Raw genomic sequence first — 20,985 nt, forward strand, 5'->3', positions numbered from 1 at the left:
TGCCATGTCGACAATCTGCCGAGTGATGAACTGGTCACCCCGGCAGCACGGGACGCAGTAGATTCGATCTTGACTGTATTACGGCGGGGGACTGGTGGAGGACCGAGGGGAAACGTGCAGGAGCGACAAGCGAGGCAAGCGCGTCAAGCACGTCAAAAACGTCAAGCACGCCAGGAACAAGGAGCCGCGAAGCCCGAGGGGGGTTTAGCACCATGAGCCACGACTCCACAGCCGCGCCGGAGGCCGCGGCTCGGAAACTCTCGGGGCGGCGCCGCCGGGAGATCGTAGCGGTGCTGCTGTTCAGCGGCGGACCAATTTTCGAGAGTTCCATACCGCTCTCCGTCTTCGGCATCGACCGGCAGGACGCGGGTGTCCCCCGCTACCGGCTGCTGGTCTGCGCCGGCGAGGAGGGTCCGCTGCGGACCACCGGCGGCCTTGAACTCACCGCACCACAGGGCCTGGAGGCGATCGGCCGCGCCGGCACGGTCGTCGTGCCCGCCTGGCGGTCGATCACATCGCCACCGCCACCCGAGGCGCTCGACGCGCTGCGTCGCGCGCACGAGGAGGGCGCCCGCATCGTCGGGCTCTGCACGGGGGCGTTCGTGCTCGCCGCGGCCGGACTGCTCGACGGGCGCCCGGCGACCACCCACTGGATGTACGCGCCGACGCTCGCGAAGCGCTATCCGTCCGTCCACGTGGATCCGCGCGAGCTCTTCGTCGACGACGGGGACGTCCTGACGAGTGCGGGCACCGCGGCCGGAATCGATCTCTGTCTGCACATCGTGCGCACGGACCACGGCAACGAGGCGGCGGGCGCGCTCGCCCGCAGGCTCGTGGTGCCACCGCGCAGGGCCGGCGGCCAGGAGCGCTACCTCGACAGGTCTTTACCCGAGGAGATCGGCGCCGACCCGCTCGCCGAGGTCGTCGCCTGGGCGCTGGAGCATCTCCACGAACAGTTCGACGTGGAGACGCTGGCCGCGCGTGCGTACATGAGCAGGCGGACCTTCGACCGCAGGTTCCGCTCACTCACGGGCAGCGCGCCGCTGCAGTGGCTGATCACCCAGCGGGTGCTCCAGGCGCAACGGCTCCTCGAGACCTCCGACTACTCGGTCGACGAGGTCGCGGGCCGCTGCGGCTTCCGCTCGCCGGTGGCGCTGCGCGGACACTTCCGACGCCAGCTGGGCTCGTCCCCCGCCGCCTACCGGGCCGCCTACCGCGCCCGCAGGCCACAGGGCGAGCGGGCGCTGGAGTCCGTGCCGGCGACGGCGCAGGCCATGCCCGCGCTGGTGGAGGCGGGACCGGTGCCGTCCCAGTCACGGCGTACGGCAGCCGCGAGCGCGCTCGGCCCCTCGACCTCGGTGCCGACCGATCCCGGCAAGCCGCACTCGGACGTGTACGCACCAGGACGTGCTCCTCTGCCCGGCCAGAGGAGCGCGCCGTAGGGTAAGACGCATGAACGATCGCATGGTGTGGATCGACTGCGAGATGACCGGGCTCTCGTTGACGGACGACGCACTTATCGAGGTGGCCGCACTGGTCACCGACTCGGAACTGAACGTGCTCGGCGAAGGTGTGGACATCGTGATCCGCCCGCCGGACGCGGCGCTGGAGACCATGCCCGAGGTGGTGCGCACCATGCACACCGCCTCGGGGCTCCTCGACGAGCTGGCCGGCGGCACCACGCTGGCCGACGCCGAGGAGCAGGTCCTGGCGTACGTACGTGAGCACGTCAAGGAGCCGCGGAAGGCCCCGCTGTGCGGAAACTCCGTCGGCACCGACCGCGGCTTCCTGGCGCGGGACATGCGGACGCTGGAGGAGTACCTCCACTACCGCATCGTCGACGTCTCCTCCGTCAAGGAGCTGGCCCGGCGCTGGTACCCCCGGGCGTACTTCAACAGCCCGGACAAGAACGGCAACCACCGCGCGCTCGCCGACATCCGTGAGTCCATCGCGGAGCTCCGGTACTACCGCGAGGCGATCTTCGTCCCGCAGCCCGGCCCGGACTCGGAGACGGCGCGGACGATCGCCGCCAAGCACGTCCTGCCTGCGGAATAGCCCGCGAGGCAGCCCTGTGTACGGGGTCGGGAAAACGTGTGCGCGAGCACCCCTCCAGACCCTGTACACTTTTTCTCGGCCGGTCGGAAGAACGACAAAAGACCGGGCATGGTGGGTGTAGCTCAGTTGGTAGAGCACCTGGTTGTGGTCCAGGTGGCCGCGGGTTCAAGTCCCGTCACTCACCCTGATCGATCAAGGTCCGGTCTGCGAAAGCAGACCGGACCTTCTTCGTTCCCCGGGCACGGCCCCGAGCGCGGTCCCGATCGTGACATCACGAAACAGCCACACCCCCCTCACATCCCCCACACATGGGCGGATGATGCGCTGAGAACGCACAACCGCAGGGGGACCCATGAGCAACACCATGCCGCCACCGCCGCCCATGTATCCGCCGCAGCCCCCTCCGCCGAGGCGCGGGCCGAGCAACGCGGTCGTCATCGGGTCGGCCGCCGCGGTCATCGCGGCCGTCGTCGCGACGGGCATCGTCGTCGTCAACAGCGGCGACGACGACAAGAAGCCGGAGAAGACCGCCAGTGCCGCCGCGTCCGACAAGGCCGACGACGTCGTCGCGGACCAGGAGGAGCCGGCCGAGGAGACCGAGGCGGAGTCGGAGCCGGAGGGCACCGACGGGGAGGCGGCCGGACTCAACGACACCGTGGACTTCAGGGAAGACGTCCAGCTGAGCCTGTCGAAGTTCGCCCGGGGCACGTCCGGCCCCTACGGCTCGCCGGAGAACACCCCGTACGTCAAGTTCGTGGTGCGGGTGAAGAACAACGGCAAGTCGACCGTCGACACGTCGATGTTCACGGCCAGCTGCTCGTACGGCACGGCGGGTAAGTCGAGCGAATCGATCTTCGACTCGGACCAGGGCCTGAACGGCGGGCCCGACACGAAGCTGCTCGCGGGGCGGTCCCTCTCGGTGACGTGGGCGTGCGCGCTGCCGAAGGCCGAGAAGACGATCCAGATCGAGGTCTCGCCGGACATGGATCTGGAGGCGGAGGCCGCGATCTTCACGGGCGACGTGAAGTAGCGGGGAAAGGCGGCGGGCCGTCAGTCGGCGTCGGGCGCGCGGCACCAGGCGCCGACGCGGCTGTCGACCCAGCGGGCGCGGGGGTGCGTGCAGTCCGGGCCGACGGGATGCCTGTCCAGGTAGACGTGGTGCGCCCGCACCGTGTCCATGTGGCGCTCGCACACGAAGGACGTCCTGATCCCGTCCGGGCCCTCGTGCTCCCACGCGATGTGCCACGCCCCCGCGGCCGCGCAGCGGACGGTGGTGCCGTCCGGGTGGTGGTCGACGACGCCGCAGCCGTCGCCGTCGCCCGGACCGCCGTACTCGGGAAAGTTCATGTGCAAGGTTCCTCGGCCGGGGGGTGCGGGGGCCGGATCACGCGCTCCGGTGCGGCAGACGGAGCATACTGCCGACATGGGATCCGATCCGCAGAACAGCCCTTCCGGCCCGGAGGACCGTCGGCGCGAGGAGGCGGCCGACGCCCGGGACCGGCTGGCCGACGCGCGCGAACGTAGGGCGGACGAGCGGGAGCGAGAAGCGGACGACCGGGAGGAGGCCGCCGACCGGCGGGAGGACGCCGCGGACGAGCGGGAGCGCCGCGTCGCCGACTGGGAGACGAGGGTCGACGACCGGGAGCGTGCCGCGGGCGCCGCTCCCCCCAGCAGGCGCCAGCGGTCGTACGAGCAGATCGACCGGATCCAGAAGCTGCTGACGGCGAGCCAGGCGCGGCTCGACCGCAGCGAGTCGACGCTGCGCCGCGCGGACGCCGCGGACGCGCGGGAACAGGGCTCCGTCGACATGGAGTCGGCCGCCTCCACCTCGTGGCAGGCCGCCGAAGGACCCGATGCGCGGGATGTCCTGGAAGTCCGGGTGCGGCGTCTGCGGGAGCAGGCGTCGAAGGTCCTCGACGCGCTGTCCGGCGCGCAGGACAGGCTCGCCCGTGACCACGAGGAGAACGGCAGGCCGCAACTGGCGGCCGAGCACCGGCGAGACGCCGGGCTGGCCCGCGAGATGTCGAAAGCCCTGCGCGCGGACCTCTAGGACCTGTGCCGAAGCCTCAGGACGAGGCCCGCTCCACGAGCCGGGTCGGGAGCACCAGCTGGCGCCGCTCCAGGCGCCGGGCAGCGGCGGGGCGGCTGTCCGCGATCTCGGCGAGGAGGAGGTCGATCATCGCGCGCCCCATCTCCTCGATGGGCTGGCGCACGCTCGTCAGCGGCGGGTCCATGTGGCGGGCGATCGCCGAGTCGTCGAAGCCGACGAGCGCCACGTCGTCGGGTATGCGGCGCCCCGCCTCGCGCAGCGCCTGGCGGGCGCCGGCCGCCATCACGTCGGAGCCCGCGAACACGGCGTCGATGCCGGGGCGGGCGGCGAGCAGCTCCCGCATCGCGCGGTGGCCGCCCTCCTCGGTGAAGTCGCCCGGCGCGATCAGCCGCTCGTCGACCTCGTGGCCCGCGTCCCGCAATGCGGCGCGGTAGCCGTCGAGGCGGCGCTGTGCTCCGTACACGTCGAGGCGTCCCGTGATGGTGGCTATGGCGGTGCGGCCGCGGGCCAGGAGGTGCTCGACGGCCGAGCAGGCGCCCGCGTAGTTGTCGGAGTCGACGGAGGGCAGGGCTTCCTCGGCGGAGCGGCGGCCGCTGATGACGGCGGGGATCTCCAGCTGGGAGAGCAGGTCGGGCAGCGGGTCGTCGGCGTGGACGGAGACCAGGAGGACGCCGTCGACGCGGTGGGCCGCGAGGTACTGGGCGAGGCGCTGGCGCCTGCGGTCGTTGCCCGCGAAGATCAGCAGGAGCTGCATCTCGGTCTCGCTGAGCTCGGCGCCGACGCCGCGCAGGACGTCGGAGAAGTACGGCTCGGCGAAGAAGCGGGTCTCGGGCTCGGGGACGACCAGGGCGATGGCGTCCGTGCGGTTGGCGGCGAGCGCGCGTGCCGCGGTGTTCGGTACGTATCCGAGCTCGGCCACGGCGGCCTCGACGGCGGTCCTTGTCGCCTCGCTCACCCGCGGCGACCCGTTGATCACGCGGGAGACCGTGCCCCGGCCGACCCCCGCCCGCGCCGCCACCTCTTCCAGAGTGGGCCGTCCGCCGCTGCGGCCGCGCGCCGCGTGAGCTGCCATAGTCCGCCTCCCGTCACACTTCCCCCGGCGAGGAATGTAACAGCCCGATCTTCACCGGGCCCCCGGGCCGATTCCAGCGGCGTCCCGTAACGGCCCGATAACCGAAGACATAACTCCCTGTCCGGTCCCTTGACACCCCCGGCGCGAGCCACGAGTCTTCAACTCATCACTTGTGGGAGCGCTCCCACACTACCTGACACGTACACATCCCGCACGTTCCCCGCCCGAGCCGCAGAGTGAACCAACGGGCCCAGCAGTGCAGTTGGCCGGGGGGTCGGCACGTCAGGCAACAGGAGGACGTCATGCGCAGCAGCACTTTCCGCCGGTCCCGCAGGCCCCGTCGGCTCGTCGCGTACGCGGCCACGGCCGCGCTGGCCACGAGCCTGCTCGCCGCTTGTTCGAGCGACGACGAAGGCGGCTCGGCGGGCGACGGCAAGATCACGCTCAACGTCGGCACGTTCGGTGTGCTGGGCCTGAAGCAGGCCGGTCTCTACGACGAGTACGAGAAGTCGCACCCGAACATCACGATCAAAGAGAACGTGATCGAGCGGAACGACGCCTATTACCCGAAGCTGCTCACCCAGCTGCAGTCCGGCGCGGGCGTCAACGACGTCGCGGCCATAGAGGTCAGCAACATCACCGAGGTCGTGCAGACGCAGGGCGCCAAGTTCGAGGACCTCGGCAAGGCGAAGGGCGTGGACAAGTCCACGTACCTCGACTGGAAGTGGAAGCAGGCGACGACCGAGGACGGCAAGACGATCGGCCTCGGCGTCGACATCGGCCCGACCGCGCTCTGCTACCGCAAGGACCTCTTCGAGAAGGCCGGTCTCCCCACCGACCGCGAGAAGCTCGCGAAGGAGTGGGCGGGCGACTGGGACAAGTACGTCGCGCTCGGCAAGAAGTACATGGAGAAGGCGCCGAAGGGCACCAAGTTCGTCGACTCCGCCTCCAGCGTCTACAACGCCGTCTTCGCCGGTGCCACCGAGCGGTACTACGACAAGAGCGGCAAGGAGATCTACGAGGACAGCCAGGGCCGCAAGGACGCCTGGGACGCGGCGATGAAGGTCGCGCAGGGCGACATGTCCGCCAAGCTGAAGCAGTTCGACCCGACGTGGGACCAGGGCTTCGCCAACGCCAGGTTCGCCACGGTGGCCTGCCCCGCCTGGATGGCCGGGTACATCCAGGAGAAGGGCGGCGCGGAGGGCAAGGGTCAGTGGGACATGGCCAAGGCCCCGACCGACGGCAACTGGGGCGGCACGTTCCTCGGTGTGCCGAGCGCGGGCAAGCACAAGAAGGAGGCGACCGAGCTCGCCGTCTGGCTGACGCAGCCCGAGCAGCTCGCCAAGGTCTTCGCCAAGCAGGCGAGTTTCCCGTCGACCCCGTCGGCGTACGACACGCTGAAGCCGTCGGCGGCCACCAAGGCGTACTTCAACGACGCGCCCATCACGGAGATCTTCGCCGACATCGCGAAGAACACCCCTTCGGCGGTCTACGGCATCAAGGATGCCCAGATCGGCCAGTCCATCACGGACATCGGTGTGCTCCAGGTGGAGCAGCAGGGCAAGTCTCCCGATGAGGGCTGGGAGGCGGCCCAGAAGGAGATCAAGGATGTTCTGGGACAGTGACGCACGTGTCCGAGACCGCTGAGTACGCCGAGACCGCGCCCCCCGGCAAGGGGGACGCGGCCCCGGCCGCGACCGGGAGCAAGACCTCCCGTACGCCGTCGCCGTGGCGCAGCCGCCTGTACCGCTGGGACATCAAGGCGTCGCCGTACGTCTTCGTCGCGCCGTTCTTCCTCTTCTTCGGCGCCTTCGGCCTCTTCCCGCTCCTCTACACCGGCTGGGCCTCGCTGCACCGCCTAGAGCTCACCAACCTCGACGACAGCACCTGGCTCGGCCTGGACAACTACACGAACCTGCTCCAGAGCGAGTACTTCTGGAACGCGCTCGGCAACACCTTCACCATCGGCGTCATCTCCACCGTCCCCCAGCTGGCCATCGCGCTCGGCATCGCGCACCTGCTCAACTACAAGCTGCGCGGCTCCACCCTGTGGCGGGTCGCGATGCTCGCCCCGTACGCGACGTCCGTGGCGAGCGCCTCCCTGGTCTTCACACTGCTGTTCGCGTGGGACGGCGGCATGGTCAACTGGCTGATCGGGTCGGTCGGCTTCGACCCCGTCAACTGGCGTGAATCGTCGTGGGGTTCGCAGTTCGCGGTGTCGTCGATCGTCATCTGGCGCTGGACCGGGTACAACGCGCTGATCTACCTGGCGGCGATGCAGGCCGTGCCGCACGACCTGTACGAGTCGGCCGCGCTGGACGGCGCCTCGCGCTGGCAGCAGTTCCGGCACGTGACGATCCCGATGCTGCGGCCGACGATCCTGTTCACGGTCGTCGTGTCCACGATCGGCGCGACCCAGCTCTTCGGCGAGCCATTGCTGTTCGGCGGCACGGCCGGGTCGAAGGGCGGCGCCGACCACCAGTTCCAGACCTTGGGGCTCTATCTGTACGACCAGGGCTGGATCAACGGCCACTTGGGGCGCGCGTCGGCCGTCGCCTGGCTGATGCTCGTGATCCTGCTGCTCATCGCCGCGGTCAACATGCTGATCGCCCGACGCCTGAGGAAGGACCGATGAAGACGCGCACGGTGGTGCCGAAGGGCAAGGCGCGTCCCCTCGGCCGGAAGGCCGGCCGGACGATGCACGCGGGCCCCTTCACCTACGTGGTCCTCGCGCTGTTCACGGCGGTCTCGCTGGCGCCCCTGATCTGGACGGCCGTCGCCGCCTCGCGCACGAGCGGGCGGCTCGCCCAGACGCCGCCGCCCCTGTGGTTCGGCGGCAACCTGTTCAAGAACCTCGAACGGGCGTGGACGGAGGCGAGCCTCGGCGACGCGATGCTGAACACCACCATCGTGGCGGGCAGCATCACCATCGGCACGGTCCTGTTCTCCACCGTCGCCGGATTCGCCTTCGCCAAACTGAAGTTCAGGTTCAGCGGGGCGCTGCTCCTGCTGACCATCGGCACGATGATGGTGCCGCCGCAGCTCAGCGTCGTACCGCTGTACCTGTGGGTCGCGGACCTCCAGTGGACCAACCAGCTCCAGGCCGTCATCCTGCCGACGTTCGTGAGCGCGTTCGGGGTCTTCTTCATGCGGCAGTACCTGCTGCAGGCCCTGCCCGGCGAGCTGATCGAGGCGGCGCGGATGGACGGGGCGAGCAGCCTGCGGATCATCTGGCACGTGGTGTTCCCCGCGGCGCGGCCCGCGATGGCGGTCCTCGGGCTGCTGACGTTCGTCATGGCGTGGAACGACTTCCTGTGGCCGATCATCGCGCTGAACCAGTCGAACCCGACGGTGCAGGTGGCACTCAACTCCCTCGGCACGGGGTACATCCCCGACCGGGCCGTCATCATGGCGGGCGCGCTGCTCGGCACGCTGCCGCTGCTGCTCGCGTTCATCCTGTTCGGCAAGCAGATCGTGAGCGGCATCATGCAGGGCGCGGTCAAGGGCTGACCCCTTCGGAACGTTTCCGGGAGCCCGCAGGCTCCCGGACTTCTCCCCGGCCCCCTTCTCCTCCGTATACGTACGCCTCTTCCCCTATCCATGGGAGCGCTTCCATGCCTGAACCCATTACGTTTCCGGCCGACTTCCTCTGGGGCGCGGCCACCTCCGCGTACCAGATCGAGGGCGCCGTGCGCGAGGACGGCCGCACGCCCTCCATCTGGGACACCTTCAGTCACACGCCGGGCCGCACCGCGGGCGGCGACACCGGCGACGTCGCCGTCGAGCACTACCACCGCTACCGCGACGACGTGGCGCTCATGGCGGAGCTCGGCCTGAACGCCTACCGGTTCTCCGTCTCCTGGTCGCGCGTGCAGCCCACCGGGCGCGGCCCCGCCGTCCAGCGCGGCCTGGACTTCTACCGGCGCCTGGTCGACGAGCTGCTCACCCGGGGCATCCGGCCCGCCCTGACCCTCTACCACTGGGACCTGCCGCAGGAGCTGGAGGACGCGGGCGGCTGGCCGGTGCGCGAGACCGCGTACCGGTTCGCCGAGTACGCGGGCATCGTCGCCGAGGCGCTCGGCGACCGCGTCTCCTCCTGGATCACGCTCAACGAGCCCTGGTGCAGCGCCTTCCTGGGGTACGGCTCCGGCGTGCACGCCCCCGGCCGCACCGACCCGGCGGCCGCCCTGCACGCCGCCCACCATCTGAACCTCGCGCACGGCCTGGGCACGCAGGCGCTGCGCGCCGCCCTGCCGGCCCGCGCCCAGGTCGCGGTGAGCCTCAACTCCGCGGTGGTCAGGGCGGTCTCGGACGACCCGCGGGACCAGGACGCACGGCGGCGCATCGACAACCTGGCCAACGGCATCTTCCACGGCCCGATGCTGCACGGCGCCTACCCCGCCGACCTGTTCGCGGACACCGCACGGGTCACCGACTGGTCCTGCGTGCGCGACGGCGACCTGTCCGCCGCGCACCAGCCGCTGGACGCGCTGGGCCTCAACTACTACACGCCGTCGCTGGTGTCGGCGGCCCCGGAAGGCCCCGGGAGCCGGCACGCCGACGGCCACGGGGCGAGCGACCACTCCCCCTGGCCAGGCTCCGACGACGTCGCCTTCCACCAGACGCCGGGCGAGCGCACCGAGATGGGCTGGACCATCGACCCGGCCGGACTGCACGAGCTGATCATGCGGTACGCGCACGAGGCACCGGGGCTCCCGCTGTACATCACGGAGAACGGCGCGGCGTATGACGACAAGCCCGACCCGGAGGGCCGCGTCCACGACCCGGAGCGCATCGCCTACCTGCACAAACACCTGGCGGCGGTCCGGCGGGCCATCGCCGACGGCGCGGACGTCCGCGGCTACTACCTCTGGTCGCTCATGGACAACTTCGAGTGGTCCTACGGCTACGGCAAGCGCTTCGGCGCGGTGTACGTCGACTACGCGACGCAGGTCCGCACGCCGAAGTCGAGCGCCCACTGGTACGCGTCGGTCGCGGGCGCCGGGGAGCTGCCGCGCGAGTACGCCGCGGACTGATCTGCGGGGACCGGCGGCCCCGGGAGTCGAGTGGCAGCTCGCCACCCGGCTCCTTAGGTTGCCCATATGGAATATAGGGTTCACATACCAACAGACCGGGCACGGTGAGCGCTGGTGGGTGTACTCCGTGATCACCCCGAGTTCGCGCTGTTCATCTGCCTCGCCCTGGGCTACCTCGTGGGCAAGGTGCGCGTCGGCCCCATCACCCTGGGCGGCATCTGCGGCACGCTGATCGTCTCGCTGCTGCTCGGCGCCTGGGCCAAGGTGGTCGTCTCCGACGACGTCAAGACGATCTTCTTCGCGCTCTTCATCTTCTCCCTCGGCTATCTCGCGGGCCCGCAGTTCTTCTCCCACCTCAACCGCGAGAGCCTCCGCTTCTTCGCGCTCTGCGGCATCGAGCTGGTCTGCGTCCTCGGCATCGCGTTCGGCCTCGCCAAGGCCTTCGACCTGGACGTCGGCACGGCGTCGGGCATCCTGGCCGGCGCGGCCACCGAGTCGGCCGTCGTCGGTACGGCGACCGAGGCCATCGGCAAGCTCGACGGCCTCACCCCGGACCAGATCACCCAGTACCAGGGGCACGTGGCCACCGCGTACACGGTCTGCTACCTCTTCGGCCTGATCACCATCGTGCTCTACACCAGCCAGATCATGCCGATGATGCTGCGCATCAACCTGCGGGACGCCTCGCGCGAGCTGTGGGAGAAGATGCGCGGCTCGGGCGGCGGCCTGGAGCCCGACGAGCGCCAGGCACTGCCGGGCATGGTCGGCCGCACCTATCTGGTGACCACGGCCGACGGCGGGACCGTCGGCGACCTGGAGTCGGATCTCGACGGCCGGGTCACCGTCGAGGCCGTCAAGCGGGGCAGCAAGAACCTGACGCCCGCGCCCGGCCTGGCGCTCACCCTCTCCGACCTGGTCCTGGTGGTCGGCCGCCGCGCCAACGTCATCGAGTCCGGTCAGCTCATCGGCCCCGAGACCCCCGGCATCCCCGGCGTCGACACCCCGCTGGCCACCGCCCAGGTCGCCGTCACCGACAAGTCGTCGGACGGCATGAGCGTGGACGACCTCCAGCGCGAGCATCCCGAGTTCATCAAGGACGGCGTGTACGTCACCGACGTACTGCGCGGCGACCAGCATCTGCCCGCGGCCGGCGGCACCACCGTGCACCGCGGCGACGTGCTCACCCTGGTGGGCGCCCGCTCCGGCCTGAACAAGCTGGTCGCGAGGATCGGCTCGGTCGTCAGGAACGACGCCACCGACTTCATCTACCTGGGTCTGGGCATCGCCGCCGGTTCCCTGCTCGGGCAGGTCGTCGTGCACTTCGGCGACGTACCCATGTCGCTGGGCACGGGCGGGGGCTGTCTGATCTCCGGGCTGCTCTTCGGCTGGTTCCGCTCCCGCAAGCAGACCTTCGGGGCGTTCCCGCCGCAGGCCGCGAACACCCTCAAGGACATGGGCCTGGCGATCTTCATCGCCTGTACGGGGCTCGTGTCAGGGCCGCAGGCCTGGCCGCTGCTCAAGGAGTACGGGGCGCTGCTTCCGTTCGCCGGGATCGCGATGGTCCTGGTGCCCGCGACGATCTCGCTCCTCGTCGGCCGCAAGCTCCTGAAGATCGAGAAACCGCTCCTGATCGGTGCCATCGCCGGCCAGCAGTGCTCGACCCCGGCGATCACCTCCGTCACCCAGGTGGCCCAGAGCTCGGTCCCGCTGCTGGGCTACACGATCACGTACGCCCTCTCGAACTTCCTGCTCCCCCTGACCGGGCCGATTCTCGTCGGCGTACTCGGCGCCTGACGAGGCGCGTCCGGAGCGTAGAAAATGATCGATTTCCTCAATCGGAACATCTTCCAGCCCCATCCCGAGCTGCTCGTCTTCATCACCGTGGCGATCGGCTTCCTCTTCGGGAAGCTGCGCTACAAGGCCATCGGGCTCGGCGCGGTCACCGGCTGCCTCATCGCGGGGCTGCTGCTCGGCGCGCAGTTCAAGGTCGAGATCGACGGGACGGTGAAGAACCTCTTCTTCACGATGTTCCTCTTCGCCCTCGGCTACAAGGTCGGCCCGCAGTTCTTCCGCGGCCTGAAGAAGGACGGCCTCCCGCAAGTCCTCAACGCGGTCGTCGTCTGTGTGACCGGCCTGCTCATCTGCTGGGCCTTCGCCGCGATGCTCGGCTACGGACCCGGACTCTCGGCGGGGCTCCTCGGCGGCGCGCTCACCCAGTCCGCCGTCATCGGCGTCGCGGGCGACGCGATCTCCCATCTGCCGGGGCTCAGCTCCGCGCAGGCCAAGAGCGAGTCGAACCTCGTCGCCATCGGATACGCGGTGACGTATCCCCTCGGCACGATCCTCTGCGCGATGCTGCTCGCCAACGTCCTGCCCAAGCTCTACCGCAAGGACCTCGCGGCCGAATCCGCGGCGCTGGCCAAGGAGCTGGACGCCCCCGGCGACAACCCCGACCTCGCCGAGGGCTACTACGAGGTCGTCCTGCGCGCCTACACCATCCAGCGCCCCGACCTCGCGGGCCGCACCATCGAGGACTTCGAGAACCAGCAGCGCGAGCTGGGCCGCCGGGTCTACATCACCCGCGTCCGCAGGGAGGGGAACATCCTCGACCACGATCAGCGGCTCGCCCTGCGCGAGGGCGACGTCGTGGCGCTGAGCGCGCTGCGCGGCTCGCTCGTCGAGTTCGACGCCCGCACGCACATCGGCGCCGAGACCGACGACGTCGAACTCCTCGGCTACCAGACCGAGTCACTGCACGTCGTGGTCTCCGAGAAGGAACACCTGGGCAGGACCATCGGGGACCTGCGGCGCGAGCCGTTCATGGTCGGTGTCTACGTCGACAAGCTGTACCGCTCCGGCGCCGACTTCCCGTACCACCTCTCGACGAAGCTGGAGCGCGGCGACACCCTGATCCTCTCCGGCCCCAGACGGCTGGTGGACCCGGCGGGCAAGGCACTCGGCAAGCCCGTCCCGACGTCCTTCGCCACCGACATGATCTGGGTGGGCCTCGGCATCTTCCTCGGCGGCTGCATCGGCATCCCCGCGCTGACCGCGGGCGGCGTGCCGATCTCGCTCTCCACGTCCGGCGGCGCGCTGATCATGGGTCTGGTCTTCGGCTGGATCCGCGGCAGGTATCCGACGTACGGGAACGTCCCGCCCGGTGCCCAGTGGTTCATGGACACGCTCGGGCTCTGCCTGTTCGTGGCGGTCGTCGGCATCAACGCGGGGCCGAGCTTCACCTCCGGCCTGTCGACGGCGGGCTGGGGCCTGCTCCTGTTCGGCGCGATCGCCACGGTGGTCCCGCTGATCGTCGGCTTCGTCTTCGGGCACTACGTCCAAAAAATCCGCTTCCCGATCCTGATGGGCGTCCTCGCGGGCGGCCAGACGACCACCGCGGCGATCGGCGCGATCAACGAATCGTCCCGGTCCCAGATCCCGACGCTCGGCTACACGATCCCGTACGCCGTCGGAAACGTGCTCCTGACCATCTGGGGCGCCGTCATCGTCCTGCTCCACCACTGATCCCCGGAGGAACGAGTCGTGCCCAAGACCACCTTCACCCGCGCGGAAATCCAGTCCTTCGCCCAGCTCAGCCCCTTCGAGCTGAAGGACAAGTTCATCCAGATCGCCCAGGCGGTGCAGGCCGACAAGCCGGGCCAGAAGGAGACGTCCAGCGTCCAGATGCTCAACGCGGGCCGCGGCAACCCCAACTGGATCGCCACCGGCCCCCGCGAGGCGTTCTACGCGCTCGGCTACTTCGCCCTCGCGGAGTCGAGGAGGGTGTGGACCGCCGACGACCTCGGCGGCATGCCGGAGAAGAGGGGATCGGGCGCCCGCTTCGACACCTTCGTGCGGCAGCACCCGGACCTGCCCGGCATCGAGCTGCTCCAGAAGTGCGTCGAGTACGCCGTCAAGCGGTTCGGCTTCGACCGGGACGACTTCGTCCACGAGCTGACGGACAGCTCGGTCGGCGACAACTACCCCGTCCCCGACCGGATGCTGACCCACGCCGAGCGGATCGTGCGCGGCTACATCGCCGACGAGATGTTCGACCACAAGCCCCCGCCGGGCAACCTCAGCCTGTTCGCCACCGAGGGCGGCACGGCCGCGATGTGCTACATCTTCGACTCGCTCATGAAGAACGGGGTCCTGCACAAGGGCGACAAGATCGCCCTGATGGTGCCGGTGTTCACGCCGTACGTCGAGATCCCCGAGCTCGACACGTACGAGTTCGACGTGGCGTACGTCGAGGCCAGCATGTTCGCCGAGGCGGGCGTGCGCGAGTGGCGCTACCCGGAGGAGGAGGTCGCCAAGCTCGCCGACCCCGACATCAAGATGGTCTGCCTGGTCAACCCCTCCAACCCGCCCTCGCTGGCGCTGAGTCGGCGGGTCGCGGACCAGCTCCAGCAGATCGTCGCCACGTCGAACCCGAACCTGCTCATCGTGACGGACGACGTGTACGGAACGTTCGTCGAGGGCTTCCGGTCCGTCGCCGCCGACCTGCCGCGCAACACGCTGCTCGTCTACTCGTACTCCAAGCACTACGGCGCCACCGGCTGGCGGCTCGGCGTGATCGGGCTGAACGACGACAACGTCATCGACGAGCTGATCGCGGCGCTGCCGCAGCCGGAGAAGGACCGGCTCGCCAAGCGGTACGGCACGCTGACGCTGGAGCCGGAGAAGATCAGGTTCATCGACCGTCTGGTCGCGGACTCCCGGCAGGTGGCGCTGAACCACACCTCGGGGCTGTCCCTCCCCCAGCAGACGATGATGGTGCTCTTCTCCCTCTTCGACATGCTCGACGAGGGGCAGGCGTACAAGCTGCGCATCCGCGCGATCGTGCGGCAGCGGCTCGAACTGCTCCTGGAGGGCGCCGGGATGAAGATCTCGGACGATCCGCACCGGGCGGCCTACTACATCGAGCTCGATCTGCTCGCCGAGGCCGAACGCACCCACGGCAAGGACTTCGCCGACTTCCTGGAGAAGAACTACGAGCCGGTCGACCCGCTGTTCCGCCTCGCCGAGCAGACGCACGTGGTGCTCCTGAACGGCGGCGGCTTCGAAGGACCCGAATGGTCGGTGCGGGTGTCGCTCGCGAACCTCGACGACCTCGACTACCTGAAGATCGGGCATCACCTGCGGTCGATCTTCAACGACTACGCGTCGGAGTGGGAGGCGTCGAAGGCGTAGTCCGGGACTTGTACGCGGCGAACGCCTTCGTGAACTCCAGCGGCTGCTGCTCGACCGACGAGCACGTCGGCTGCGCGGAGCCGGAGGCGCCGCCCTCGCAGGCCTTGTCGCGGGTCGAGGACCACATCGACAGCCAGGCGAGGTCCTTCTCCTGGGCGAACTGCACGAGTTCGGCGGCGTCGTCGGTCGTGAAGACCTCCGTCGCCACGTCGTTGACGCCGATCATCGGGGTGACGGCGACGGCCTGCCAGGCGGCCTTGTCGGAGAGGCCGAGGGCCGTCTTCACCTGCTTCTGCGTGGCGGTCGCCGCCTGGACGGCGTATGCGCCCATGTCGCCGCTGTAGGACGGCCCGTAGTCCATGGCCATGATGTTCACCGCGTCGACCCGCACGCCGTTCTTCTTCGCGTCGGCGAGCAGGTCGACACCGGGCCGGGTCAGCCCTTCGGGCATCACGGGCAGCGTGAACGACACGTTCAGGCCCGGGTGCTCCTTCTGCAGCCGCGCGATCGCCTGGGCGCGGCGGGTGTTGGCCGCGGTGTCGGGGAGTGCGGCGCCCTCGATGTCGAAGTCGACCTTGGTCAGTTCGTACGCGTCGACGACCTTGCCGTAGGCCTTGGCGAGGGCGTCGGCGCTGTCGCACTTGAGGCCGAGCTCGGAGCCCGCGGCCCCGCCGAAGGAGACGCGGACGTCGCCGCCCTCGGCGCGCAGGCCGTCGATCTGCGCGGCGACCTTGTCGTCACCGAGGCCGGTGGCGCCGCCCCAGAGCGGCTCGCAGCCGCCGCCGGAGGTGACGAAGGCGAGGTTGAACTCCTTCACGCCGGTCTTCTGGGCGGTGCCGAGGAGGTCGTATGCGGGGGCGAGGGAGGTGTCGACGAAGGGGGCGAACGTGGCGGGGGCGGGGGCTTCAGTGCTGCCCGCGGCCTCGGTGGGCTTCTTCGCCGGGCTCTTCGTCGCCAGCGCCGTGCCGGAGAAGAGGAAGGCGCCGCCTCCGACGAGGGACGCGGCGACGAGTCCGCCGATGACCTTGGACCGGGTGCTCACCGTGCGCCGGTGCGTGCTGCTCATCGCGTTCCTGCCTTAGCTGTGCGGGGGTGGGGGTGCGATCAAGCTAGCTGCGCGGGAAACGACAAAAGGGTTATCCGGGCGCCGAGTTGAGGATCTTAGGGTGCGCTTAAGGGAGGGATGGGGGCTGATTAAGGGCTAGGGCCTGTGTCGAAAGTCCCGTCGTCCGCCCGGAGGGCGGGCCCGGCGGCGTCCGGTGCGTGCGATCGCAAGGCGGAGGGTCGCCCCGATACTGGTTGTATCGGGGTGTCCCGACAACGCGGCGAGGGCGCGTGCCGGGCGTCGCCGGGCAGGCGGGACTTTCGACACAGGCCCTAGGGAACGCCGACGACGCCGTCGGCGCACGACAGGCGGCCCGGGACCATCCCGGAGAACCTGGAGACATGACTCGTACGCACCGTAGAGCGCTGATCACAGGAATCGTTCTTCTCGCGACGACGCTGCCCGCCTGTCCGTCGCCCTCGTGGGCCGCGCCCGCTCAGTGGCGCCCCCGCCCGGCCGACCTGATCCAAGAGGTCAACCGGCGGCGGGCCGGAGCCGGCTGCCGGCCCGTGCGGCTGCGGGTCTCCCTGAGCCGGGCCGCTCAGCGGCACAGCACCGACATGTCGCGCCACAAGCGCCTCAGCCACACCGGCTCCGACGGCAGCCGCCCGCCGGGACGCATGCGGGCCGCCGGATTCCGGGCCGGTCCGACCGGCGAGGTCATCGGGTCGGGACCGGACACGGCACGCGCCGCCGTACGGATGTGGCTGCGCAGCCCGTCCCACCGGACCGTCGTCCTCACCTGCCGCTACACCGACGCGGGCGTCGGCGTGGCGCGTGGTCCCGGCGGCCCGTGGTGGACGCTGGACCTGGCCGCACGCCGCTGAGGGGCGCGGGCGGGCACCGCCTCAGGCCGTGCCGGCCGGGCGCTTGCGGCGGCGTACCGCGGGGCCCCGGTGCCCTCGGCGGCCCTCGCCGGGGCGGCGGGCGTCCAGCTGTATCCAGAGGCGGACCTCCGTGCCGCCGAGGACCGAGCTGCCGATGCGCAGGTCGCCGCCCGTGGACTCGGCGAGTCGGCGCACGATGTCGAGGCCGAGGCCCGTGGAGCCGTCCTCGCCGGAGCCCGAGCCCCGGGCGAGCGCGGCCTCGGGGTCGGCGATGCCGGGGCCCGCGTCGGAGACGAGCACGATCACGGCGTCCTCGCCGTTGTGGACGTCCACCGAGAACGCCGTGCCCTCCGGGGTGTGCCGGAAGACGTTGCCGAGCAGCGCGTCGAGGGCGGCGACCAGGTCGGGGCGGGCCACGGGGATGCGGACGGGACGGTCGACGCCCGCGACCCGGGCCTCGCGGCCCTCGTCCTCGGCGAGCGCCGACCAGAACGCCATGCGCTCCCGGATGACCTCGGCGGCGTCGCAGCCCGTGCCCGGGCCCGCCGTCGCCGTCTGCGGTTTCGCGTCGCGGGCGGTGCGGATGATCGTGTCGACCTCGCGCTCCAGCGTCTCGACGGCGGTACGGGTCTGCTCCGCCGCCGGGCCCTCGCCGAGCGAGGCCGCGTTGAGCCTGAGCACGGTGAGCGGGGTCCGCAGGCGGTGGGAGAGGTCGGCGGCGAGCTCCCGTTCGTTGGCGAGGAGTTGGACGACCTGGTCGGCCATCGAGTTGAACGCGACGGCGGCGAGGCGCAGTTCGGTGGGCCCCTCCTCCGGCACGCGCGCCCCCAGCTTGCCCTCACCGAGGTCGTGCGCGGCGCCCACCAGACGTTTGGCGGGCTGCACCATGCGTACGCCGAGCCGGTCCGCGACGGCCACCGAGCCGATGATCAGGGCGATGCCGACGCCCGCGAGGACCACCCACGCCGTGGTCACGCCGTTGCTGACCTCGGCCTCGGGGACGTAGATCTCCACGACGGCCGTGCCGGAGCTGAGCGCGGTCGGCTGGAGCACGACGAAGCCGCCGGGAACCCCGGTGGTCCTGGCCCGGCCCTCCTTGCGGGTGGCCTCGACCGCGCGCGCCCCGGCCCGCGGGTCGCCGACCTCGAACGCCTCGGCGTCCCCGACGGCCGGCACGTACACGGCCATCCGTCCGTCGCCGCCCGCCTCCGACGAGGCGACGGCCCGGGTGAGCTCCTCGCGGTCGGTGGTGATGGAGAGCGTGGGGCCCATGCCCGCGCCGTGGCGTTCCGCGTTCGAGATGGCCCGGTCCCTCGCCATCTCCTTGACGACGAGCCCGAGCGGCACCGCGAAGGCCACCACGACCATCGTGGTGACGGCCAGGCAGACCTTGACCAGGGCCCATCTCACGGCTGTGGCTCCGGCACCGGCGGCTCCAGCTTCACGCCGACGCCGCGCAGCGTGTGCAGATAGCGCGGGCGGGCGGCCGTTTCGCCCAGTTTCCTGCGCAGCCACGACAGATGTACGTCGATGGTCTGGTCGTCGCCGTAGCTCTGCTGCCAGACCTCGGCGAGCAGTTCCTTGCGGGGTACGACGACGCCGGGCCGCCCGGCGAGGAAGGCGAGCAGGTCGAACTCGCGCCGGGTCAGGTCGAGCCGCACGCCGTCCAGCTCGGCCTGGCGCCGCAGCGGGTCGATGGAGAGCCCGCCGACCTGGAGGACGTTCCTCGGCGGCACCTCACCCGCCGTGGTGCGCGCGCGGCGCAGCACGGCGGCCATGCGGGCGGACAGGTGCTCCACGGAGAACGGCTTGGTGAGGTAGTCGTCGGCGCCGTCGTTGAGGAGCCGGACGATCTCCGCCTCGTCGTCCCGCGCGGTCGCGATGATCACGGGGACGTCCGTGATGCCGCGGAGCATCTTCAGCGCCTCCGACCCGTCGAGGTCGGGCAGCCCGAGATCCAGGATCACCACGTCGAAACCGAAATGGGCGACCTCCCGCAGCGCCTCCAGGGCGGTGCCGACGCTGCGCACGGTGTGCGCCGCCTCGGTCAGATGCCGGATGAGAGCGGAGCGTACGAACTGGTCATCCTCGACGACGAGCACACTTGCCATGGGCGGCACCGTACGCCATACGGCGGAACGCGCTCGGGCCGGTGCCCCGCGGGACAGGACCGTACCGGGTCGTGCAGTATGGCCCGCGATGCACAGAGGACTCGTACACGGAATCGCCTGGTCGCTCGCCACGGGCGCGGCGGTCACGCTCTCCTGGTGGGGCGTCCACACGGTGATGGCGGGCACGGCGTACGACCCGCCGCGCGCCCTGCCGCTGGCCGCGGACGACGGCGGCGACCGGGACGAGGCGGAGCCGCTCGCCTCCTCGACGCACCGCAGCGCGGAGTCCTCGCCGTCGACCGGGCCCAAGAAGTCGAACCCCCCGCCGAAACCGTCGAAGGCCCCTACGGCATCCGGCACGCACTCCGAGCGGCCGACCCGGCCGGACCCCACGAAGCCGGGTACCGCCACCGGCACGGTGAAGGGCTACAGCACCCCGGGCGGCCGGGTCGTGTTCGACCTCGGCAAGGACGCGGCGACGCTGGTCTCGGCGACCCCGGCGACGGGCTGGTCGGTGCAGACATGGAAGCAGGACAAGTGGATCCGCGTGGAGTTCACGGGCGGCGCGGCGAGGGTGTCGGTGTTCTGCACGTGGCACGACACGGCGCCGCGGGTGGAGATCGACAAGTACTGAGGCCTCTCGGTCACCGGAAGACCGACGGGGGCGGGGCGGGTGAGGCGACGGCGGCGGCGTCGGTGACGGCCGCGGCTCCCCCGCTGAAGTCGAGGAGTCCCCGGCCGTGTTCGACGCGGCCGGGGTGGGGGTCGCCGGCGCAGCGCCGGGTCAGTTCGGCGACGGGCAGCGGACGGTCGGAGGCGAGCAGCACGGCGTTGCCGAAGCGCTTGCCGCGGAGCACGGCGGGGTCGGCGGCGAGGGCGAGTTCGGGGAAGAGCGCGGCGGCGGTGGCGAGCTGGCCGCGCAGGTGCGCGAGCGGGGGCCCGTCGGCGAGGTTGGCGACGTAGTACCCGCCGGGTTTCAGGGCCCTGCGGACGTCGGCGAGGAATTCGGTGCTGGTGAGGTGGGCGGGGGTACGGGCCCCGCTGAAGACGTCGGCGATGACGAGGTCCGCCCATCCGTCCGCGACTTTGGCGAGGCCTTCGCGGGCGTCGGTGCCGCGCACGCGGACGCGCGCCTGGGGGTCCAGGGGCAACTCGCGACGGACGAGCTGGACCAGGGCGGTGTCGCGCTCGACGACCTGCTGGGTGGAGCGGGGGCGGGTCGCGGCGACGTAGCGGGCGAGGGTGAGGGCGCCGCCGCCGAGGTGCAGGGCGTGGACGGGCTTGCCGGGCGGGGCGACGAGGTCGGCGATGTGCCCGATCCTGCGCTGGTACTCGAAGTCGAGGTACGCGGGTTCGTCGAGGTCGACGTGCGACTGCGGCGCACCGTCGACGAGCAGCGTCCAGGCGCGGGGCCTGTCCCGATCCGGTATGAGCTCGGCGAGCCCCCCGTCGACTTCCTCGACAACGGCTTCCCGCGCCTCCCGGCCCCGCTTGTTCCTCGCCATCAGCCCATTATCGGCGCAGGGGGGCGGCGGGGCC

18 protein-coding genes, 1 tRNA gene and 1 pseudogene are annotated in these 20,985 nt (G+C 70.7%); 14 read left to right on the top strand and 6 right to left on the bottom strand.

Annotated features, from left to right (window positions below; genetic code table 11):
- Positions 1–212 precede the first annotated feature (212 nt).
- The 4 genes from DEJ49_RS12560 to DEJ49_RS12575 all read left to right on the top strand — a co-directional run bounded on the left by DEJ49_RS12560 (position 213) and on the right by DEJ49_RS12575 (position 3,085).
- Positions 213–1,442 (top strand): helix-turn-helix domain-containing protein, encoded by a 1,230-nt coding sequence (locus tag DEJ49_RS12560; protein WP_150184218.1) that lies wholly within the window; start codon positions 213–215, stop codon positions 1,440–1,442.
- Positions 1,443–1,452: 10 nt separating this feature from the next.
- On the top strand, positions 1,453–2,055 hold the full coding sequence (orn, locus tag DEJ49_RS12565) for an oligoribonuclease (protein ID WP_150168196.1): 603 nt from the start codon (positions 1,453–1,455) through the stop codon (positions 2,053–2,055).
- A gap of 111 nt (positions 2,056–2,166) precedes the next feature.
- Positions 2,167–2,239: transfer RNA gene (locus tag DEJ49_RS12570), tRNA-His, on the top strand.
- A 168-nt stretch (positions 2,240–2,407) separates the two neighbouring features.
- On the top strand, positions 2,408–3,085 hold the full coding sequence (locus tag DEJ49_RS12575; RefSeq protein WP_150184219.1) for a DUF4352 domain-containing protein: 678 nt from the start codon (positions 2,408–2,410) through the stop codon (positions 3,083–3,085).
- 20 nt (positions 3,086–3,105) lie between these two features.
- On the opposite strand, the gene DEJ49_RS12580 is transcribed toward DEJ49_RS12575, so the two are convergent.
- A complete protein-coding gene (locus DEJ49_RS12580) occupies positions 3,106–3,402 on the bottom strand; it encodes a hypothetical protein (protein ID WP_150184220.1) in 297 nt (98 codons plus the stop codon).
- A gap of 76 nt (positions 3,403–3,478) precedes the next feature.
- Between DEJ49_RS12580 and DEJ49_RS12585 the strand changes: the two genes are divergently transcribed.
- On the top strand, positions 3,479–4,105 hold the full coding sequence (locus DEJ49_RS12585; protein ID WP_150184221.1) for a hypothetical protein: 627 nt from the start codon (positions 3,479–3,481) through the stop codon (positions 4,103–4,105).
- Between the two features lie 16 nt (positions 4,106–4,121).
- Here DEJ49_RS12585 and DEJ49_RS12590 read toward each other — a convergent pair whose 3' ends face one another.
- On the bottom strand, positions 4,122–5,177 hold the full coding sequence (locus DEJ49_RS12590; RefSeq protein ID WP_150184222.1) for a LacI family DNA-binding transcriptional regulator: 1,056 nt from the start codon (positions 5,175–5,177) through the stop codon (positions 4,122–4,124).
- 302 nt (positions 5,178–5,479) lie between these two features.
- Here DEJ49_RS12590 and DEJ49_RS12595 point away from each other — a divergent pair, with 302 nt between their 5' ends.
- From DEJ49_RS12595 to DEJ49_RS12625, 7 genes are all read left to right on the top strand, one after another.
- Positions 5,480–6,802 (top strand): ABC transporter substrate-binding protein, encoded by a 1,323-nt coding sequence (locus DEJ49_RS12595; RefSeq protein ID WP_150184223.1) that lies wholly within the window; start codon positions 5,480–5,482, stop codon positions 6,800–6,802.
- Positions 6,803–6,807: 5 nt separating this feature from the next.
- Positions 6,808–7,812: a carbohydrate ABC transporter permease gene (locus DEJ49_RS12600; RefSeq protein WP_150184224.1), complete on the top strand. Its 1,005-nt coding sequence runs from the start codon at positions 6,808–6,810 to the stop codon at positions 7,810–7,812.
- Positions 7,809–8,687, top strand: coding sequence for a carbohydrate ABC transporter permease (locus DEJ49_RS12605; RefSeq protein WP_150184225.1), 879 nt, complete (start codon positions 7,809–7,811; stop codon positions 8,685–8,687). The genes DEJ49_RS12600 and DEJ49_RS12605 overlap by 4 nt, the downstream gene beginning before the upstream one ends.
- 104 nt (positions 8,688–8,791) lie before the next feature.
- Positions 8,792–10,213 carry a GH1 family beta-glucosidase gene (locus DEJ49_RS12610; RefSeq protein WP_150184226.1) on the top strand — a complete coding sequence of 474 codons (1,422 nt, stop codon included), beginning with the start codon at positions 8,792–8,794 and terminating at the stop codon, positions 10,211–10,213.
- Between the two features lie 114 nt (positions 10,214–10,327).
- On the top strand, positions 10,328–12,007 hold the full coding sequence (gene aspT, locus DEJ49_RS12615) for an aspartate-alanine antiporter (RefSeq protein ID WP_150184227.1): 1,680 nt from the start codon (positions 10,328–10,330) through the stop codon (positions 12,005–12,007).
- A gap of 24 nt (positions 12,008–12,031) precedes the next feature.
- The gene (aspT, locus tag DEJ49_RS12620; protein ID WP_150184228.1) at positions 12,032–13,735 is read left to right on the top strand and encodes an aspartate-alanine antiporter; all 1,704 of its coding nucleotides are present in this window, start codon (positions 12,032–12,034) and stop codon (positions 13,733–13,735) included.
- A gap of 18 nt (positions 13,736–13,753) precedes the next feature.
- Positions 13,754–15,403, top strand: a complete 1,650-nt coding sequence (locus DEJ49_RS12625) for a bifunctional aspartate transaminase/aspartate 4-decarboxylase (RefSeq protein ID WP_150184229.1) — start codon at positions 13,754–13,756, stop codon at positions 15,401–15,403.
- Here the strand turns inward: DEJ49_RS12625 and DEJ49_RS12630 are convergent.
- Positions 15,363–16,346: pseudogene (locus DEJ49_RS12630) on the bottom strand (chitinase); the annotation flags it as partial. The gene DEJ49_RS12625 and the pseudogene DEJ49_RS12630 overlap by 41 nt on opposite strands.
- A 503-nt stretch (positions 16,347–16,849) precedes the next feature.
- Here DEJ49_RS12630 and DEJ49_RS12640 point away from each other — a divergent pair.
- The gene (locus DEJ49_RS12640; protein ID WP_150184232.1) at positions 16,850–17,335 is read left to right on the top strand and encodes a CAP domain-containing protein; all 486 of its coding nucleotides are present in this window, start codon (positions 16,850–16,852) and stop codon (positions 17,333–17,335) included.
- Between the two features lie 21 nt (positions 17,336–17,356).
- Here DEJ49_RS12640 and DEJ49_RS12645 read toward each other — a convergent pair whose 3' ends face one another.
- Positions 17,357–18,745 carry a sensor histidine kinase gene (locus tag DEJ49_RS12645; RefSeq protein ID WP_150184233.1) on the bottom strand — a complete coding sequence of 463 codons (1,389 nt, stop codon included), beginning with the start codon at positions 18,743–18,745 and terminating at the stop codon, positions 17,357–17,359.
- Positions 18,742–19,446: a response regulator transcription factor gene (locus DEJ49_RS12650; protein WP_150184234.1), complete on the bottom strand. Its 705-nt coding sequence runs from the start codon at positions 19,444–19,446 to the stop codon at positions 18,742–18,744. The genes DEJ49_RS12645 and DEJ49_RS12650 overlap by 4 nt, the downstream gene beginning before the upstream one ends.
- Before the next feature lie 88 nt (positions 19,447–19,534).
- Between DEJ49_RS12650 and DEJ49_RS12655 the strand changes: the two genes are divergently transcribed.
- Positions 19,535–20,080 (top strand): hypothetical protein, encoded by a 546-nt coding sequence (locus DEJ49_RS12655; protein WP_150184235.1) that lies wholly within the window; start codon positions 19,535–19,537, stop codon positions 20,078–20,080.
- A 10-nt stretch (positions 20,081–20,090) separates the two neighbouring features.
- On the opposite strand, the gene DEJ49_RS12660 is transcribed toward DEJ49_RS12655, so the two are convergent.
- Positions 20,091–20,951, bottom strand: a complete 861-nt coding sequence (locus tag DEJ49_RS12660; protein WP_150184236.1) for a spermidine synthase — start codon at positions 20,949–20,951, stop codon at positions 20,091–20,093.
- Positions 20,952–20,985: the final 34 nt, after the last annotated feature.

Source organism: Streptomyces venezuelae (genome assembly GCF_008642335.1).
GTDB classification, from domain to species: domain Bacteria; phylum Actinomycetota; class Actinomycetes; order Streptomycetales; family Streptomycetaceae; genus Streptomyces; species Streptomyces venezuelae_F.

Coding starts and splice junctions, on each gene's coding strand:
- orn (WP_150168196.1), top strand. CDS start 1,453: ATGAACGATCGCATGGTGTGGATCGACTGCGAGATGACCGGGCTCTCG.
- DEJ49_RS12660 (WP_150184236.1), bottom strand. CDS start 20,951: ATGGCGAGGAACAAGCGGGGCCGGGAGGCGCGGGAAGCCGTTGTCGAG.
- DEJ49_RS12640 (WP_150184232.1), top strand. CDS start 16,850: ATGACTCGTACGCACCGTAGAGCGCTGATCACAGGAATCGTTCTTCTC.
- DEJ49_RS12575 (WP_150184219.1), top strand. CDS start 2,408: ATGAGCAACACCATGCCGCCACCGCCGCCCATGTATCCGCCGCAGCCC.
- DEJ49_RS12595 (WP_150184223.1), top strand. CDS start 5,480: ATGCGCAGCAGCACTTTCCGCCGGTCCCGCAGGCCCCGTCGGCTCGTC.
- DEJ49_RS12585 (WP_150184221.1), top strand. CDS start 3,479: ATGGGATCCGATCCGCAGAACAGCCCTTCCGGCCCGGAGGACCGTCGG.
- DEJ49_RS12610 (WP_150184226.1), top strand. CDS start 8,792: ATGCCTGAACCCATTACGTTTCCGGCCGACTTCCTCTGGGGCGCGGCC.
- DEJ49_RS12580 (WP_150184220.1), bottom strand. CDS start 3,402: ATGAACTTTCCCGAGTACGGCGGTCCGGGCGACGGCGACGGCTGCGGC.
- DEJ49_RS12560 (WP_150184218.1), top strand. CDS start 213: ATGAGCCACGACTCCACAGCCGCGCCGGAGGCCGCGGCTCGGAAACTC.
- DEJ49_RS12655 (WP_150184235.1), top strand. CDS start 19,535: ATGCACAGAGGACTCGTACACGGAATCGCCTGGTCGCTCGCCACGGGC.
- DEJ49_RS12590 (WP_150184222.1), bottom strand. CDS start 5,177: ATGGCAGCTCACGCGGCGCGCGGCCGCAGCGGCGGACGGCCCACTCTG.
- DEJ49_RS12605 (WP_150184225.1), top strand. CDS start 7,809: ATGAAGACGCGCACGGTGGTGCCGAAGGGCAAGGCGCGTCCCCTCGGC.
- aspT (WP_150184228.1), top strand. CDS start 12,032: ATGATCGATTTCCTCAATCGGAACATCTTCCAGCCCCATCCCGAGCTG.
- DEJ49_RS12650 (WP_150184234.1), bottom strand. CDS start 19,446: ATGGCAAGTGTGCTCGTCGTCGAGGATGACCAGTTCGTACGCTCCGCT.